At 31.9% G+C, this 18510-nt stretch carries 23 protein-coding genes; all 23 read right to left on the bottom strand.

What is annotated here, in order from left to right; genetic code table 11:
- Positions 1–18: 18 nt before the first annotated feature.
- A complete protein-coding gene (locus FVE74_RS02910) occupies positions 19–264 on the bottom strand; it encodes a hypothetical protein (protein ID WP_232054018.1) in 246 nt (81 codons plus the stop codon).
- A 306-nt stretch (positions 265–570) separates the two neighbouring features.
- Positions 571–972 (bottom strand): hypothetical protein, encoded by a 402-nt coding sequence (locus FVE74_RS02905; RefSeq protein ID WP_232054017.1) that lies wholly within the window; start codon positions 970–972, stop codon positions 571–573.
- Positions 973–1122: 150 nt separating this feature from the next.
- Positions 1123–1908, bottom strand: a complete 786-nt coding sequence (gene rpsB / locus FVE74_RS02900) for a 30S ribosomal protein S2 (RefSeq protein ID WP_147003149.1) — start codon at positions 1906–1908, stop codon at positions 1123–1125.
- A gap of 285 nt (positions 1909–2193) precedes the next feature.
- Positions 2194–3336, bottom strand: coding sequence for an ISAs1 family transposase (locus FVE74_RS02895; protein ID WP_147003148.1), 1143 nt, complete (start codon positions 3334–3336; stop codon positions 2194–2196).
- A 60-nt stretch (positions 3337–3396) separates the two neighbouring features.
- Positions 3397–4047 (bottom strand): viral A-type inclusion protein, encoded by a 651-nt coding sequence (locus FVE74_RS02890; RefSeq protein ID WP_232054016.1) that lies wholly within the window; start codon positions 4045–4047, stop codon positions 3397–3399.
- A 78-nt stretch (positions 4048–4125) separates the two neighbouring features.
- A complete protein-coding gene (gene guaB, locus FVE74_RS02885; protein WP_147003146.1) occupies positions 4126–5601 on the bottom strand; it encodes an IMP dehydrogenase in 1476 nt (491 codons plus the stop codon).
- A 210-nt stretch (positions 5602–5811) separates the two neighbouring features.
- The gene (locus tag FVE74_RS02880; RefSeq protein WP_232054014.1) at positions 5812–6429 is read right to left on the bottom strand and encodes an SDR family oxidoreductase; all 618 of its coding nucleotides are present in this window, start codon (positions 6427–6429) and stop codon (positions 5812–5814) included.
- Positions 6426–6548: a hypothetical protein gene (locus FVE74_RS12105; protein ID WP_269473156.1), complete on the bottom strand. Its 123-nt coding sequence runs from the start codon at positions 6546–6548 to the stop codon at positions 6426–6428. Before FVE74_RS12105 ends, FVE74_RS02880 begins: the two co-directional genes overlap by 4 nt.
- 21 nt (positions 6549–6569) lie before the next feature.
- Entirely contained in the window at positions 6570–7073 is a 504-nt protein-coding gene (locus FVE74_RS02875; protein ID WP_232054013.1) for a tetratricopeptide repeat protein, read from the bottom strand.
- Positions 7074–7325: 252 nt separating this feature from the next.
- Positions 7326–8555, bottom strand: coding sequence for a peptidase T (pepT, locus tag FVE74_RS02870; protein WP_147003144.1), 1230 nt, complete (start codon positions 8553–8555; stop codon positions 7326–7328).
- Between the two features lie 466 nt (positions 8556–9021).
- The gene (gene alr, locus FVE74_RS02865) at positions 9022–10182 is read right to left on the bottom strand and encodes an alanine racemase (RefSeq protein WP_147003143.1); all 1161 of its coding nucleotides are present in this window, start codon (positions 10180–10182) and stop codon (positions 9022–9024) included.
- A 16-nt stretch (positions 10183–10198) separates the two neighbouring features.
- Entirely contained in the window at positions 10199–10720 is a 522-nt protein-coding gene (locus FVE74_RS02860) for a hypothetical protein (protein ID WP_147003142.1), read from the bottom strand.
- Positions 10721–10802: 82 nt separating this feature from the next.
- Positions 10803–11396, bottom strand: a complete 594-nt coding sequence (locus FVE74_RS02855) for an XTP/dITP diphosphatase (RefSeq protein WP_147003141.1) — start codon at positions 11394–11396, stop codon at positions 10803–10805.
- A gap of 43 nt (positions 11397–11439) precedes the next feature.
- The gene (locus FVE74_RS02850; protein ID WP_147003140.1) at positions 11440–12186 is read right to left on the bottom strand and encodes a lysophospholipid acyltransferase family protein; all 747 of its coding nucleotides are present in this window, start codon (positions 12184–12186) and stop codon (positions 11440–11442) included.
- 46 nt (positions 12187–12232) lie between these two features.
- Positions 12233–12841: a regulatory protein RecX gene (locus FVE74_RS02845; protein WP_147003139.1), complete on the bottom strand. Its 609-nt coding sequence runs from the start codon at positions 12839–12841 to the stop codon at positions 12233–12235.
- Entirely contained in the window at positions 12831–13955 is a 1125-nt protein-coding gene (gene recA, locus FVE74_RS02840; protein WP_147003138.1) for a recombinase RecA, read from the bottom strand. Before recA ends, FVE74_RS02845 begins: the two co-directional genes overlap by 11 nt.
- Before the next feature lie 122 nt (positions 13956–14077).
- Entirely contained in the window at positions 14078–14755 is a 678-nt protein-coding gene (locus tag FVE74_RS02835; RefSeq protein WP_147003137.1) for a dTMP kinase, read from the bottom strand.
- Between the two features lie 239 nt (positions 14756–14994).
- A complete protein-coding gene (locus tag FVE74_RS02830; protein WP_147003136.1) occupies positions 14995–15315 on the bottom strand; it encodes a hypothetical protein in 321 nt (106 codons plus the stop codon).
- 18 nt (positions 15316–15333) lie between these two features.
- Positions 15334–15612, bottom strand: coding sequence for a hypothetical protein (locus FVE74_RS02825; RefSeq protein ID WP_147003135.1), 279 nt, complete (start codon positions 15610–15612; stop codon positions 15334–15336).
- Between the two features lie 143 nt (positions 15613–15755).
- Positions 15756–16184: a type II toxin-antitoxin system HicB family antitoxin gene (locus tag FVE74_RS02820; protein WP_147003134.1), complete on the bottom strand. Its 429-nt coding sequence runs from the start codon at positions 16182–16184 to the stop codon at positions 15756–15758.
- Between the two features lie 37 nt (positions 16185–16221).
- The gene (locus FVE74_RS02815; protein WP_232054011.1) at positions 16222–16407 is read right to left on the bottom strand and encodes a type II toxin-antitoxin system HicA family toxin; all 186 of its coding nucleotides are present in this window, start codon (positions 16405–16407) and stop codon (positions 16222–16224) included.
- A 161-nt stretch (positions 16408–16568) separates the two neighbouring features.
- A complete protein-coding gene (gene murA, locus FVE74_RS02810) occupies positions 16569–17837 on the bottom strand; it encodes a UDP-N-acetylglucosamine 1-carboxyvinyltransferase (RefSeq protein ID WP_147003132.1) in 1269 nt (422 codons plus the stop codon).
- Positions 17830–18429, bottom strand: a complete 600-nt coding sequence (locus tag FVE74_RS02805) for a DUF1694 domain-containing protein (protein ID WP_147003131.1) — start codon at positions 18427–18429, stop codon at positions 17830–17832. Before FVE74_RS02805 ends, murA begins: the two co-directional genes overlap by 8 nt.
- Positions 18430–18510: the final 81 nt, after the last annotated feature.

Raw genomic sequence — 18510 nt, 5'->3', positions numbered from 1 at the left:
ATTTTCCTCCTACTATTTTTATTTATTTTTTATTTCATCCAATAAATGATTTACTATTTTAATATTATCAGCATCATTATCTTTTTTAGCTGTCTCTAATACCTTTTTAGCCCATCTTTCTGCTTCCTTAGGATTTCCAGCGTGATAATATCCAAGTGCTAAAAGGTATTGTGCCTGCATCATTCCTTTTTGAGCAAGTGGTAAAAATAATTTTTCTAATTCTGCATATTTTTTTTGAGCAATATATGCATTACTTAAAAACATTAGATTATCTAAATTTTCCTTATCCTTGTTCTTTTCGCCTTTATTACCATGTGAACTACTCACGACTAAAAGTCGAAAGCTTCATAAGATAACTGAAAAAGTAAGTTATCTTCTAAGAAGTTTGATTTTAAAATCCTTATTCTTTTTGGCTAGTCCACAATAGCCGCTACTAGATAAGACATTATGTCTACACTGCTACTTTTTATCTATATATTATATTTTAAACTCAAATATATTACACTCAAAATTATTAATATTGCAAATTTTAAAGCAACGTTTTCAATGTTGGTGTTATTCATCTCATGGCTAAAGCCACGAGTGTTCTAACACACTTAATAAAAGTGCTAAAGAATATTTTGCTGTGTCATCATCCCCCAGCTTTATAGCCTTTAAAAAATTTGCTTCTGCTTCCTTAAAATTATCCGACATATATGCCGTACCCAAAGCTTCGTAAGCATAGGCATCATTCGGATATTTTTCAGTATATTTTTTCAATAGTGTAATCAAATTTTTTTTATTATTTCTGTTTTGCTCCCATTTATCCTTAAATTCCTTTTTTCCCTTTGAAAATAACTTTTCATACTTGGAATTCAATTCATAATGATACCATACATAATCTATATCATGCTCCATCGGAGACTTTCCTTTATTTATAGCTAAGACACTTAAACTCGCTATTAAAAATAATCCCGCTAAAACTTTTTTCATAATTTCTCACCATTCCTTTTTATTTTTATTTTGACCATAGAAACACGAGGTTATTTTTTGAATAATTTAAAATTACTATTTTTGCAACAACAGGGGAATGGCTTTATTCCCCTATCATTTTTATTTGATTTTCTTGATTATATTTTTAGATTATGCTTCTGGAGTTTCTTCAACAACTTCTTCTACTGTTTCTTCAACGATTTCTTCGCTTGCAGGAACTTCCACTTCTGCTCCTTCAGCAACATTTTCAATTCCACCATTTCCTTCAATTGCAGCATTTGCAATAACTTGCGCAAATAATTTTACTGATCTTATAGCATCATCATTTGCAGGAATTTTGTAAGTTACTAAATCAGGATCTACATTTGTATCGATTAATGCGATTACAGGAATTCCTAATTTTTTAGCTTCTTCCAATGCCAAGAATTCTTTTTTGATGTCAACTACGAATAATGCAGCTGGTAAAGTGTTCATTTCTTTAATTCCACCGATGTTTTTAGAAAGTTTTGCCATTTCTTTTCTTAATAACCCAGCTTCTTTTTTAGTGTAAGCTGTGTCTAAAGTTCCGTCAGCATCCATTTCTTCTAATTCTTTTAATCTTTTTACTCTTTTTTTGATAGTTTCCAAGTTAGTTAATAATCCACCTAGCCATCTGTGGTTTACATAAAATCCTCCAGCTCTTTCTGCTTCTTCTTTAATGGCTTCTTGAGCTTGTTTTTTAGTTCCAACGAATAATACTTTTCCACCTTCTTCAGAAATTTGTCTAACAAATTCATAAGCCGCTTCAGTTGCTCCTAAAGTTTGGTGTAAATCCAAAATATGGATTCCGTTTCTTTCTGTAAAGATATATGGTTTCATTTTAGGATTCCATCTTTTTGCCTGATGTCCAAAATGTGCTCCCACTTCTAATAATTGTTTCATTGTAATAACTGCCATTACGTTTTTCCTCCTAAATTTTTTTTGGTTTTTCTCCCACTTCTCTTCAAAAGACAGATTGTAATTTTCGCTTTTTTATTCAAACTTTTATAATTTTTAAATATTCTGAAAAATTGCAACACCCTATCTCTAAATAATACAAAGTGTGATTTATATTTAATAATCATCGTATTTTACCATTTTTTTATCACTTTTGTCAATACTTTAAAAATTTTCTCACGGCAAACGCATGAATATTTTAAACTATTTCTTTGTATTTAACCAATTTTTTTTACATTAACATTTCTATATATCAAAAAATAATTTTAAATATCTCCTTACATCTAGCGATATAATATATCTTTTTATCCTTCTACTAAATTTCTTTCTGAACGGCAGTTCTTCCAGTATTGATATTGCTAATTTTCTTAGAATATTTAAATTTCTAGCCGCATTTTTGTTTAATGTCTTATTTGCATCTTCTCTAAATGTTACATCCAATACCCAATGATAACTTTCTATTGCCCAATGTCCTCTTACTGCTCTTACAAATTCTTCCACTCCCCCTGTTATATTCGTTATGTAATACCTTTTCTGTTCTTGCTTTTTTCCATTTTCTTCTGTTGTTAATATTGATGCACCTATCCCCTTTACTTCTTTCCATTCCTTGTTTCTTTTGATAAACCATTCTATTTCTTCAGTATAGTAATATTCTCTCGTTTCCAGCCGTCCTCTTTGCTTTTCTGTTTTCCTACTGTACATTCCTTCGCCCTTTAATTTTTTCCTGAATCCCTTGTCAGCAAAGTAATCTTCTATATCTTCCTTTAAAGCCTTCTGATTCCCTTTTACCTGAAGACAGAAATATCCCTTCTTCTTTCTTATCTTTTTTATGATTTCTTTCTGGGTTCCTATCGCATCTATTGTAACTATACATTCCTTTACTGAAATTTTATCAAGCAGCCTTAATATTGCTTCTATTTCATTCCCTTTTCCTTCAGCCGCCACTTGTGAATAGCAGATCCCATCTTCTTTGGAATATGCGGATACTATGTCTAATGGCTTATTATTTTTGTTCTTCATCCCATTTAAAAATTTTCCATCAATATTTAATATTTTTCTTATTTTTTTATCTTCTCCGGAAATTTTTAGATCCATCCATTTTCTCAAGAGAACTTCTGTCACTTCAGGCTCTATTGTAGCCATAACTCTTTGAATCGTATCATGCGAAGGTATGCCGTTCGGTAGTTCCAGATATCTTTTTAATGCCTTGAAATACATCTTTCCAAATTCTTCAATCTCTTCCCAGTATTCAATATTTGCAAGCATGGCAAAGAGAGTAATCACAACAATATCATTCAATTTATGCTTTATTTTAGAAATTTGTCGCTTATCCTCTATTTGGGTAATGTATATTAACAATTCTTTTAGATTTGGTTTATCTTCTGACATTTTTACCAGCTTCTTTCCTACGATATGTCAATAATATTATACCTCTTTTTTAAATCTTTTTCATGCGTTTGTCGTGAAATTTTCTATCAATTTCACCTGATCATCCAGCAAAACAGTTTTCATTTTTTCATTTCTTTGCTGTCTCAATTCATTATATTTCGCCACAAATTCATTCTCTGTCAATCTTTGATCCCTCAATTTGCCAACTGCTCGTTTAAAATCTCTTTCATATTTTAAAACACGTGATTTCTGAACATTTGTCAAATTAAGACTATCAACAAGATTTTTAACCTTGTCATTTTTCTCATTAAACATTTCCTTTTGGGAATTTATATAAGAATTGTAGGCTTCCAGCTGCTCATTAGACAAAACTCTCGCAATCGCTCTATATCTATCCTCTTCGATTTTCCCAATTTTATCCTTTTTCACATCAAACTGCACCAGATTTTTTTCCACTCCCTCAGCTTTTTTCTGATATTCATCAAAGATTTTTGACAATTTTTTCTGCTGATTTTTAGTGGCATTTACAGCTTTAAACAAGTCCTCTTTGGAAACTTTCACAGTATAAACCTTTTGATAGTAATCCTCATAAGAATAAGATAAACTACTTATTCCCAACACCAATATAGATAAAAGTGCTAATTTCTTTACTTTTTTCATCTTCTTATTTTTCCTTTGCTTTTCAACATATTTTCCATTATTTTTTAACAAGGGGTCAAAGCCCCTTGCTGTATAATATTCTAAAAGCAAGCTGTTCCTGAAAAAAACTTCTTGCTATATTTTAAATTATTAATTATTTGAATTATTATAATTAGGTGCTTCCTTCGTAATTATAACATCGTGCGGGTGGCTTTCCTTAAGTCCGGCTCCTGTTATTTTTACAAATTTTCCATTTTCTTTCAATTCTTTAATTGTAGGTGTTCCGCAATATCCCATTCCAGAACGAAGTCCACCGCAAATTTGATAAACTGTGTCCTTTAATGCACCTTTATGTGGAACCATTGATTCGATTCCTTCTGGAACTAATTTTTCAGTTGCCGCTTCAAGCTGAAAATATCTGTCACTGCTTCCTCTCTTCATTGCCGCAAGTGATCCCATTCCAGCATAAGTTTTAAATTTTCTACCGTTATAAAGAATTTCTTCTCCAGGCGCCTCATCAGTTCCTGCAAGCATTCCTCCAAGCATTACACAGTCTGCTCCAGCTGCAATCGCTTTTACAACATCTCCAGACAATTTAATTCCACCGTCAGCAATAACTCCAATTCCTTTATCCTTACAAACTTCTGCAATATTCATAACAGCTGTTATTTGTGGTACTCCAACTCCTGATATAACTCTTGTTGTACAGATAGATCCAGGCCCAACTCCGACTTTTACTGCATTTACCCCAGCTTCAATCAAATCAAGCGCAGCTTCTGGAGTTACAATATTTCCACCAATAATGTCCAAATCAGGAAAAGCTTCCCTGATTTCCTTTATTTTATTAATAACTCCAATTGAATGTCCGTGAGCCGAATCAATCGCAATAATGTCAACTCCAGCTTCAACCAGCGCAGTTACTCTTCTCAAAGTATCAGTTCCAATTCCAACTCCTGCTCCAACTCTAAGTCTTCCTTCCTTATCCTTAGCAGCATTAGGGTAATTAATAACATTGTCAATATCTTTAATTGTAATCAGACCTTTTAATTTAGTGCCTTCCACAATCGGCAATTTTTCAATTCTATTTTCCAAAAGAATAGATTTTGCCCCTTCAAGAGTCGTTCCAACAGGCGCAGTTACCAAATTATCCTTTGTCATAATATCCACAACTTTCAATGACAAATCTTCTCTATATTTCAAGTCACGATTCGTAATAATTCCCTTCAAATTACCTTCATCATCAACCACAGGCAATCCAGAAACCTTATAATTTTTCATCAGATCATGAGCATCCTTTAAAATAGCGTCTTCCTTCAATGTAATCGGATTTGTAATCATTCCGCTTTCATATCTTTTTACCTTAGATACTTCATCAGCCTGTCTTTCAATAGTCATATTCTTATGAATAAACCCAATTCCACCTTCTCTTGCCAGCGCAATCGCAAGTTTTGATTCTGTAACCGTATCCATCGCAGCACTCAAAATCGGAATATTTAACACCAGATTCTTAGTTAAATTAGTTTTTAGCGACACTTCATGCGGCACAACACTAGATGCTTGCGGAATTAGCAACACATCATCAAAAGTCAATCCTTCAGAAATTACAACTTTATCTTTTTGACTCATTTTAAAATTCCTCCTAATTCTATTATTTTTAAATTTTGCTTATTTTTTTCTATCTTACAAAATTTCCCTAATTAAACTACTTCACATCAATTTTTTAATTATATTATTTTATCACAAAATATACTATAATTTCAATACTTTTCTAGAAAGATTTTTTTGTAATTAATTTCTCATTTTAAATATACTCAAATTCATTTAAATAATACCTCGTTATAAATTTGGCATTTCAGGCAAAACTTGTCCGCCATCTACAACTATTGTCTGCCCTGTAATAAATCCAGCTTCACGGCTTGCCAGAAAAACAGCTGTATATCCAATATCTTCAGGCTTTCCTAAAGTATAAAGCGGTATCATCTCTTTCATTTTCTTGATATATTTCTCTCCAGCCTGCATCAGTCCATCTGTCAAGACATTTCCAGGCTGAATTGCATTAACTGTAATTCCATATTTTGCATATTCCAAAGCAGCAGTTCTCATAAATCCCAGCTGAGCTGATTTACTTGCTCCATAGTGCGCCCATCCTGAATATCCTGTAATAGCGCCTGTGATTGAAGAAGTAAGTATCACTCTTCCGTAACTTTGCTTTTTCATATATTTCAATGCTACCTGTGCCACCAAAAAAGTTCCTTTCGCATTTACATTCTGAACCTTGTCCCAGTCTTCCTCTGTCATATCTTCAATAGCCACTTGCGGAAAAATCCCGGCATTTGAGCAAAGAATACTCAATTTTCCATATTTTTCACAAATGCTTTGAACAACATACTGCACTTGATCTTTATCTGTAACATCAAGATAACAAAAATCCCCATCCAGCTCATTTGCTGTCATCTTCCCATTTTCCTTATCGATATCTCCGCTCTAGCCTGTTTCAATGCTTTCGCAATTCCTTTTCCAATTCCTTTTGCTCCTCCTGTAACAAGAGCAACTTCACCTGCTAAATCAAACATTTCATCTCATATCCTTTCCTGTTAAATTTCTTTATTCTTTAAACTTAACTCCAAAACTTTTTCTTTCGCAACTTTAATAAAATAAATTTCACTTTCCTTTTCAGCCACTTCCTTATAAAATTCCATTGCTTTTTCAAAATCTCCAATTTCTTCATATGTTATTGCTAAAGCATTCTCCACTTGCAGTTTATACAATCTATTTTTCTGTTCTGGTAATATTTTTTCAAGTTCAACAACCTTTTGTTTGGGATTATCTCCATAATCTAAAAAAATTTCTAATAAGTTTTTGTTAGATTCTTTCTTAATATTCTCATCAAGTATTTTTCTAGCTTCTTCTTTTTTTCCATTGTAATATTTGTATTCTGCTAAATTCATATAATAACAATATCTCACTATTGGCAATGTAAACCTGCTTATTCTCACTTCATTCAAATATCTCAATGCTTCTTCCTCTTTATTTAATAACCTATAATAAGCTGACAAATTAATTCTGTGAATATCTTTCATAATATTAATTTTTTTCATCTTATATAGTTTTTTCTCCATCACAATACTTTTTGAAAGATTCAATTTATACACATAATATTGCGATCTCAATAAAATTATCAAATAAATTATCAAATAAAAAAACACCACTACATTTATTATTAAAATTATAAAAACTCCTAAAATAAATTTTTCTTCAAAAATTTCCAAAAGTTTATTCGTAACTATTAAATAAATACACAAAAAAATTAATTCATATATATACGTTTTTGCTAGTGCTTTCCTCATTCATTATTTCCCTTCCCCATTCAATTTCACAATTTCCACAATTACATCAGTTGCCAAAATCATACTTTCAAGTGCAACAAACTCATATTTTCCATGAAAATTTTCTCCACCTGCAAAAATATTTGGTGTAGGAAGTCCCATAAATGAAATTTTAGAACCGTCTGTTCCACCACGAATTGGCTCAATTACTGGTTTTATTCCCAAATTTTCCATTGCTTTTTTAGCGATTTCCACTACATTCATATGGTCTTTAATTATTTCACCCATGTTGTAATATTGGTCTTTTATCTCAACACTTACCAATTCTTTTCCATATTTTTCATTAATTTTTTTCGCAACATTTGCTGCAAATTCTTTCTTTGCTTCAAATTTTTCTCTATCGTGATCCCTCAAAATATACGACAATTCTGCTTCTTCACAATTCGAATTAATTTTATCAAGGAAATAGAAACCTTCATATCCTTCTGTTTTTTCAGGAACTTCATCAGCTGGAAAACTATTCACAATCTCTGCTGCAATCAAACTTGCATTTATTAATTTTCCCTTCGCAGTTCCAGGATGTACGCTCTTACCTTTTATCTTGAAAACCGCTCCTGCTGCATTAAAACTCTCATATTCAAGCTCTCCAACAGGTCCTCCATCCATTGTATATGCAAAATCAGCACCAAATTCTTCCACATTAAAATTATCTGCACCACGACCAATTTCCTCATCAGGTCCAAATGCCACTTTCACAGTCCCATGCTTAATTTCTGGATGCTCAATCAAATACTTCATCGCTTCAACAATTTCCACAATTCCAGCTTTATCGTCAGCTCCCAAAAGCGTAGTCCCGTCAGTAGTAATCACCGTTTTTCCCACATAATTTTTCAAATTAGGAAACTCCTCAACTGACAACACAATATCTTTCGCCTCGTTCAACACGATATCTTTCCCATCATAATTTTCCACAATTTTCGGATTAACATTAGTCGCATTAAAATCTGCAGTATCCATATGTGCAATAAATCCAATCACAGGCACATCTTTATCAACATTCCCAGGCAATGTCGCATTCACAAAACAAGCATCATTCACATACACATTTTCCATCCCAATCTCTTCCAATTCCTTCACAAGAATCTTCGCAAACTCAAGTTGTGTCGGTGTCGATGGAATAGTTTCACTTTTCTCATCCGATCTAGTCTCAAATTTTACATATCTCAAAAATCTATCTTTTAATGTTTCATACATTCTTATCAATCCTCTTTTCTTTCCGATATTTTCCTCTTTATATTTTTATTATATCACATTTATTTCATTCAAAAAATAGAAAATTTTCGTTTGACAATTTTAAAGTATTACAATCTTTAACATTATAATAACAATATCCTATTTTCTAAAATAATAAGGCTTTTCCTAGTTTTAACAATATCTAGCAAGAAGTCTCCCTCTTCTACAAGAGGGAGATGAATTGCAGAACATAACTTGAAATAATAATTATTATATGGTATAATACTCGTACATCAGGGCAGGGACTGCCCAAAGAGCTTGGTAAATATATTTGGCTAACAGAAGCAGATACTTCCCAAGAAGCTCACACTTCTAAAAGTGGGAGTAGTTCACTCCTATCAGTTTTGTTTTTTCTTCTTTACAAGAAAAAGCAGATCAAAAAAACTTTTTAAAAAAAATAAAAACAGTAAAAAGATTTAATTCCAAATCAGCCTACTGTTTTTTTTATTCCTCCAAATTTTGTTAAAACATCATCCTGTATTGTCTTAGCCCATCTCGCCATCTGCCTCAACGTTATTTTCTCAACAATTCCATTCTCAGCATTTTTTTGGCTTCCAATAATCACAACTTCATCATTCATTTTTACATTTTCTATATTAGTCAAGTCAACAAAAATCATATCCATGCAAATTTCCCCAATAATCTTGGCTTTTTGACCATTTACTAAAATATATGCTTTATTTGAATTTTCAATCTGCTTTTGAAGTCCGTGGGCATAGCCTATTGCGACAATTCCTATTTTAGAATCATGCTTCACAATTCCTTTACTTCCATAGGAAACCTTGTCATTTTTCTTGACATTTCTAATATTTATGATTTTTGACTTTACTGTTATTACATCCAAAAGGCCCACATCAGTTGACAAAGGCTCCATTCCATAAAGTGCCATTCCAATTCTTGCAAAGTCATAGTTGTATTTTTTGCCATATTTGAAAAGAAGCGGGCTTGCTTGAAGATGGCTGTATTTGTACCTTACATTATTTTGAGAAAATATTTTCAGGATTTTTTCATATTTTTCAACTTGCTTTTCTGTTTCAGCCTGATTTTCTGCATCGGAAATATGCGAAAAAATTGAGATTATCTCTAATCTATTTTTTGATTTATTATTCAAATTGTATTTTTTTACTATTTTAACCAATTCCAAAATCTCATTTTTATCAAATCCAAGCCGATTCATTCCACTGTTTACTTTTATATGAATTTTCAATGTCATATTTTCAAAAAATTCATCTAAGATTTTTAAATAATCAAGTAGCTGCGAAAAGTTAAAAACTGTTAATTCAATGTTATTTCTTATTGCATCTCCTACATTTTCAGGCTTTACATAATTAAGAGCCATAACTTTTATTTTGCCATTCTGATTCTTTAATTTTAAATTTTCCAGCAGTTTCTGGATTTTTACCGCCTCTTCAATATATGCCACTGCAAAATAATCACATTTATTCTCCATAAGTATTGGCAGGATGTTCTCAATTCCTAGCCCGTAGGCGTTATCTTTGATTACACAAATAAGATTTTTATTAATGGAACGGACTATTTTCAGATTTTTTTCCAAATTTGATTTATTTATTTCCAGATTTACCAACATTATATTTCTATTCCCTTTAAACTGTAAAGATTACTGGAGCAACGATTCCTAAAACTATAACTAATCTTAAAAGCAAGATTTTACGATAAAGTTTTTGATATTTTATTTCAGGAATTCCTTTATCCTTTAGGAAAAATCCTATTGCTGTGATTTTATTAGATGTATCGCTTCTGCTATATCGGTTTACATAAGGTTCAAATAAAATTTCCTGTCCGTCTACTGTAAAATGTATTCTTGGTGTTCCCACATATTTATCCATATACCCCGAAACATTTTTTTTATTTAAATTCTTCTTGTTTAGCGAAAGTTCTCCCTTTTCCAGTTTTAGCCTGTCGATTCGCAAAAAAATAAACAAAATCCAGACAACAATGGCAACAACTGGCAAAAATGCCGCAATAACCTGCATATGATAAGTTTTCTCTATAATCGAAAATACTGCTCCATACACAACTGACAATATCGCCATTAATATCAGAATTTTACCCACTCCCTTGTGAATCAGTCCATTCAGTTCAATTTTTTCATCAGTAAGTTCCATAACAAGCTCCTTTCCAGCTTTTTTCTAAATAATTTAAAAATCAAATAAAATTTTATCTTAATTTATAATACTCTTGAAAATACTATTTTTCTTCAAGAAGTCCTGAATCAATCAGTTTTCTAAATGCCCTAGCCCTATGACTAACCTTTTTTCTTTCCTCATCATCAGCTTCTCCAAATGATTTTTTCAGCTCATACGAATAAAATAACGGATTATACCCAAATCCATTGCTTCCTCTCAGCTCAAATAAAATTTCTCCATTTACTTCGCCACGAAACGAATGAATTTCTCCGTTTGGAAAAGCAATACTCACAACAGATACAAAATGCGCTTGCCTATCCTCTTTCTTTACATCCTTCATCACTTCAAGCAACTTTTCATTTCTCTCTCTATCGCTCGCATTTTCCCCAGCAAACCGTGCCGAATACACTCCAGGCCCTCCATCCAAACAATCCACACAAAGTCCCGAATCATCAGAAATCGTCACAATTCCAGTATAACCAGCTATTTCCTTAGCCTTCTTCATAGAATTTTCCTCAAAAGTATCTCCATCTTCCACAACATCAGGAATATCCATCCCATCCAGAATAGTCACAACTTCCAAATCCATTCCCTCAGTCAATTTTTCAAAATCTTTTATTTTCCCTTTATTTTTAGTTGCCAAAAACACCTTCATAATTTCACCTTCCTTCCTTTAAACTTCAATTACACTTTTTTTCTTAAAGATTTTTTTCTTTCGCATAATTATCCTTTATAATTTTATTTACAACATTATGCACATCTTTTTTTTCTTCCCTTGACATATTTTTCAAGTCAACTGGTTTATCCACAATAATTTTTATATTTTTATTTGGTGTTATTTTCAAACTTTTACGGCTTTGCACCTCATAAGTCCCCACTATTGCAATCGGCAAAATCCTAGCATTCGTATCAGTCGCAAGTTTAAAACTTCCCTTTTTAAATTCTCCAATTGTTCCATCCTTGCTTCTGCTTCCTTCAGGGAAAATCACATAGGAATGTCCTTTTTTTATTTTGCTTATCGCATCCTTCATATCCTTCATCCCTTGCCTAGCATTTTTCCTGTCCAGAAAAATACAGTCAAACGAACGCATCCATCGCCCAATAGCAGGCCATTTTTTCATTTCCTTCTTAGCAATAAACGAAAAGTCAAGCGGCAAATACCCAAGCAATGCTGGAATGTCAACATTACTCTGATGATTTGAAATTAATATGACAGCTTCATTATTTTCTCGTATTTTCCTTACTTCCTCTTCACTTCCATTTTTATAAATAACATTTACTTTACTTCCAGAACCCCATATTAAATTCTTCCCCCAATTTTTCGCTACCCTGCACACATATCTGTATCTTTTTTCACCCCTATTAAATATTAGATACCAAATATGAAAAATACTTCCATAAATAAAAGTACCTACAAGTACAAGATGATAAAATATGGTTCTCATATAATTTTCCTCCTTTACTATTATTTTTTTGTATAACTGCAATTCATTATTCATAATTTCCCTTATATTCCTTCAATTTCTTAAAAATCTTGTCAAGAGAAAATCCCTGCCTTGCCAAATACTGTATAAGTTTCTGCTCTTCCTTTATTTTTTTTTCATCCCGCTCATTATTTACATTAACTTTTTTACCTTTTTTTTCAATCAATTTTTCTAATTTTACATCTTCAACATTTTCTTCCTTTTCCTCATCCAAAGTCAAATATGCCTTTTCAACCAAATCTTTATTGATTCCCTTTTGAAAAAGATTATAGGAAATACGGTTTTTCCCATACGTTCTACTTTCAATATACGACATTGCATAATCCAAGTCATTTAAATACCCAAACTCCTCCAGTTTTTCTATTGCCCGTAAAATAGCTGCCTTATTTCTATATTTTTCCTCTAATTTTAGCCGCACTTCCTTTTTTGTCCTTTCCTTTAATGAAATTAGAAAAATCCCCTTTTCAAGAGAGGCTTCATAAGAAACCTCATCATAAAACCTCTCAATATCATCATTTACCTTCAAATCATATCTTTGCCTTATAAGCGGGCTTACATCCATAATTTCCCCAGTATCAAGATATATTTTATTCCGATAAATTCTATTAATTTTCATTGCCTTCCATTTCACCATTTTCATCATTTTGAATTTGGTCATTTTCTATATTTTCAGGGTTTTCCTGTTCATTCTCTTTGTTTTTAGGACGAATGGCTTCCAGCACATCTCTTTCCAGTCTTTCGTAAAGCTCCTTATTTTCCTTTAGCATATTTTCCACATTTACACGACCTTGTCCTAATCTCTCTTCTCCATAACTGAACCAAGCACCAGCCTTTGAAGCGATTCCTAAATTTATCGCTGCATCCAGCACTTCTCCAATTCTAGAAATTCCCTGTCCATACATAACATTAAATCTAGCTTCTTTAAATGGCGGAGCAACTTTATTTTTAGTAACTTTTACCAGAACTTCATTTCCAATAACATCGTCCCCTTGCTTCACAGAACCCACTCTTTTTACTTCCATTCTAACTGTTGAGAAGAATTTTAATGCACGTCCTCCTGAAGTTGTTGTCTGTGGACCTGGAGTAAATGAAAATCCTCCAATTTTTTCTCTTATTTGGTTAATAAAAATCATAACCGTATCAGATTTTGCAATGCTTCCTGTCAATTTTCTAAGTGCTTTTGACATAAGTCTTGCCTGAAGTCCCATTTGCTGATCTCCCATTTCCCCTTCAATTTCAGCTTTCGGAACAAGCGCCGCAACCGAATCCACAACAATTACATCCATCGCACCACTTCTGACAAGCATATCTGAAATTTCAAGCGCCTGCTCCCCAGTATCAGGCTGTGAAATTAAAAGTTCATCAATATTCACTCCAAGAGCCTTTGCATAAACTGGATCAAGAGCATGTTCCGCATCAATAAATGCCACAGTTCCTCCAGCCTTTTGAGCTTCTGCAATAATATGAAGCGCAAGAGTAGTTTTCCCCGAAGACTCTGCTCCATAAATCTCAATAATTCTCCCTCTTGGAACTCCACCAACCCCAAGTGCTATATCCAAATTCAAGCTTCCTGTAGAAATAGCCCTAATATTCATTTTTTGATTTTCACCAAGTTTCATTATAGCACCTTCACCATAATCTTTCTCGATTTGCTTCAGTGCCAAATTAAGCATTTTCTCTCTTTCACTTAATTTTTTATCATCTTTTTCTTCTGCTTTTTTTCTAGCCATCATACCCTCTCCTTATTTTAACATTTTTACTTCGAGTATTATTATACCATAATTTAATTGCTTTTTATATGTTTTTGTTATTTAAAAAATATTTATTTTATTAAATTCCAATTTTCAAAAAACTATATACTCTTCAATATTATTTCCAGCATCTCATTATTTATATCCTCTATTCCCCTCAATTCATTCTCATTAACACAAGAAATTACATTCCATCCATATTTTACCGAAAGATCCTTTGCCACCTCATAAGCATTTTTCAAATAATTTTTATCCCTCTCATGAATATCCTTTTCCTTCTTCCCAGTTATCTTATTTTCCCTGTCTTCCATAAGCTTCTGACTAATTTCAAAAGGAATATCCAAAAAAAATACAACATCTGGCTTCGGTATCCCAATTTTCCCCCACTCTAAATCTGTAAGCCAATCTAAATATTTTTCTCTTTCTGCTTTATCCTGAATTTTTGGAACTTGATGAATCATATTTGAAATTGTATATCTGTCACTAATCACAATCCCTCCATCCTCATAAAACTTTTCCCATTCAGTCTTAAACGAAGCAAACCTGTCAATCGAATAAAGCACCGAAGCCGCATAGGCATTAACACTTTCCACAGTTTCCCCAAATTCACCTGCAAGATACATTTTTACAGGCTCTGAAGCTCTACTCTCATAATTTGGAAAAGATATTTTTTTTACTTTCCCTTCTCCCTTTATTTCCTTCAATTTTTTACACAGCAATTCTGTCTGCGTCTGCTTCCCGCTTCCATCTGTTCCCTCTACAATTATTAATTTTCCCATCTTATCAATTTCCTTTATCTTTTTCTAGCAAATATAAAAAATAAGAAAAAAGCTCTCATAAATTCAAGAGCCTTCAACTTCTCAAATTTTATTTATTTGAGCTCATTTTTAAAGTGATTTTGCTATATTTACCATATATTTATTTTACCATAAATGACTTTAAAAGACAATGCAATTGAAAATTTTTATAACAAAAAATCACAGTTAATCTCTCAACCATGATTTTTTTATTATATTTTCTACTCCAGCAATCCTTCCATTATTTCATTATGAAATTGCTCTACTTTTTCTACTATTCTTAAAAATAATTCTTCATAATCTGATTTTAAATCACCTATTATAATGCTTGAATCTATTTGTTGTATCGGTATTGAAACCATTCTGTGAGTTCTAATATAAGATATTCTTGTCAGATTTATTTTAGAAAACTTTGCAGGATCTATTTCAATATCGTATGTTGGATTCACGTTTATTCTATTCGGAATTGTTGAAATAGGCAAAACTACATAATCATCATTTTCAGGATTCTTTAACTTGGATTGTATAATTTCTTTAAACAAAAACTAATCATTTAATTTTTATCTTCCTATAAATATAAGTCTTGGATTATTTTCATCAAATAAACTTACCCCATCAACTTCCTCTAATTGCCAATCATCTCCATCAATTCCACTACCTTCTGTTTTTACTACTTTTTTCTTTCCATTTTCACAATATGTAGCTGTGTTATTTTTAAAATTAACTATTATTTTATTTGAAGTGCAAGAATTTGAAGATTTATTTCTTGAACTTTTTCCTTTTCCATAACCTAAACTACATACACCTAAAATTAATAATAGTACTGCATATTTTTTCATAATATTTCTCCTTTCAAATTTTATTTATTTTTAATAATTATATCCCACCCGTGTTAGTTTTTTGTTAGTCTAAAATTAATTTTTAAAAAATTAATTAATAAAAAATCACAACTAATCAAAATTGTGATTTTTTCTGTTTACTTTTAATATTCTATTTTTAATTCTTGTTTTAAAGCATTTTGTAATATTTGAGAAAAATTCAGATTTTGATTTTTTGCCATTTCGTTTAGCCAACTAGGTATAGATACATTTTTTCTAACTACTGTATTTTTACACTCACTCACGTATTTCAACATATCCAAAGCAACTAACGTCTTAAAACTTTCACCTTCCACATAAAATTCCTTTTCATCTTCAGAAATCTCAATAGAAACATCATTTAATTTACTCGGAACTGTCAATTTTCTATTATTCACAAAGTCATCATACAACCAAGTACCAATATAATCTTCAGCCATTTCCATTGCTTCTTCTAATGACTTCCCTTCTGTTGCCCCATAATCAAAATCTGGAAATACTACAACATATCCTCCTTCTACTGATTTATGAAATATTGCTGGGTATACTACCATATTTATTCACTCTCCTTTTATGAGGTACAAACTAGACTTATTTAAGTCCAGCCTGTTTTAAAATTCTATGCTCCAAACCTTTACCAAGTTCTTGTTTATGATCAGGAACAATAGTTGATTTGCCCGTACTCTGATTATAAAATTTCTTATGAGAACCTTTGCCGCCTGCAATTTGCACAAATCCGTTCTTTTTAAGCAATTTTATCATTTCCGTTGACGTCATCGGCATTTTATCACCTCACTATTATTATACACAAAATTATGTATAAAATCAACAAATTTCTTATACAAAATTTTAATTTTATCTCCAAATTATCCTCAATACAAAAAAAAGACCTAATCAAAAAGGTCTTTTAATTTTTTTAAAAAATACTCACAGACTCACTAAATATCCAATTTAATTCTTTCAATTTGAGCCCCGACAGTATTTAATTTTAATTCCAATTTATCATATCCTCTGTCAATATGGTAAACTCTATTTACAACCGTCACGCCATCCGCTGCAAGTCCTGCAAGTACCAATGCCGCTCCAGCTCTTAAATCTGATGACATTACTTCTGCGCCTGTTAAAGGCAATCCTCCATTTATAAAGGCTACTCCATGTCTTATTGTAATATCTGCTCCCATTCTATTAAATTCAGGCACATGCATAAATCTGTTTTCAAATACAGTTTCCTCCATTGAACTTCCACCATTTACAAGCACTTGTAACAACATCATTTGAGGCTGCATATCTGTTGGAAATCCTGGATGTGGCAATGTCTTTATTTTTGACGGTTTTAGATCTCTTGCTTTTCCTATTACGCTCAAAAGTTCCCCATCTTGCTTAAATTTTACTCCCATTGCTTCTAGTTCAGATTTAAATACTCCAAGATCTTCAAGTCTTGCATTTTGTATTTTCAAATCTCCTTCTGTAACTAATGAAGCAATTACATAGGTTCCAGCTTCAATTCTATCTGGCATAATTGAATATTCCACAGCATGAAGTTCTTCAACTCCTTCAATTTCAATATTTGGAGTTCCAAGTCCTGTAATTTTTGCTCCCATTTTATTCAAAAAGTTTCCTAAATCAACAATTTCAGGCTCTCTTGCCGCATTTGAAATAACAGTTTTTCCAGGTGTTTTTACTGCCGCCATCATTATATTTTGAGTAGCTCCTACGCTTGGAAATCCTAAAGGAATTTCAGCACCTCTCAATTTATCCGCTTTTGCATGTACATATCCATGAACTCTTGTAATATCCGCTCCTAACAGCTCAAATCCCTTTAAGTGCAAATCTACAGGTCTTGAACCAATCGCACACCCTCCAGGAAGCGACACAACCGCTTCATCTAAATTTGCAATCATAGGTCCCATTACAAGAAATGAAGCTCTCATTTGTTTTACAATTTCATAACTTGCTTCAGTTCTTTTAAATCCGTTATTTATTATTTTATAAGTATTCTCATCTAACTTTTCTGTTTCCATTCCCAAATCTTCAAGCAGTCTCATTGTTACTCTAATATCCCTCAAATTCGGCACATTTCTTAAAATATATTCTCCCTTTGCAACAAGCGTCGCTATAATTATTGGAAGTGCGGCATTTTTAGCGCCACTTACTTTAATTACCCCATTTAATGGAGTTTTTCCTTTTATTCTAAATCCATCAACCACGTTTTTTTCCTCCTAATTTTTGACATATCGGACATTTTGAACCAAATAATTTGTCCATAAAAGTCAATTCCTTATAATTTTTTGCATATTCAGGCATTTCTTCTTTTATTATATTTAAATGAAAATCACAAATTGGACTTTCCATAGCTTCATAATATATATCTGGCAAATGTTTCAAATGACACATTTCCAGTTTTGAAGTTACAACAATTTCATCTCCAGCTTCATGCTCAATAGCATCCTTTGCCACGACGACAAGTGCAATATCTCCAGAACAAACTAGACTATCTATCATTTTATATGGTATTTTTTTCTTTTTAGCTATTTCAATATATTTTTTTATATCTTCAAACTCAGCATGACGTGAAATAACCATTTTTGCCACATCTTTATTTTCCAAAGCCTCTTCTATTTCATAATAAATCCCCTTTTCCTTTATTTCCTCAAAAGTAAGAGCCTTTATAATTCTTTCCTTATATTCTCCAAGAAATAAACTTTTTTCAACTTGCGCATTAACTGCTCTATCTGTAACATCTTCTACACTTTTCATAACATCTGTTCCATTATTTCTATTAACACTATTAGTTTTCATTTTTTATTTCTCCAATTCATCTAAAACATTAATTTACAATATTTTTTCATTATACTACTTTTTTATACATTTCTCAACTGT

The sequence above is a fragment of the Leptotrichia wadei genome (assembly GCF_007990445.1).
Classification (GTDB): domain Bacteria; phylum Fusobacteriota; class Fusobacteriia; order Fusobacteriales; family Leptotrichiaceae; genus Leptotrichia; species Leptotrichia wadei_A.
This window is presented reverse-complemented; position numbering and strand designations above follow the sequence as displayed.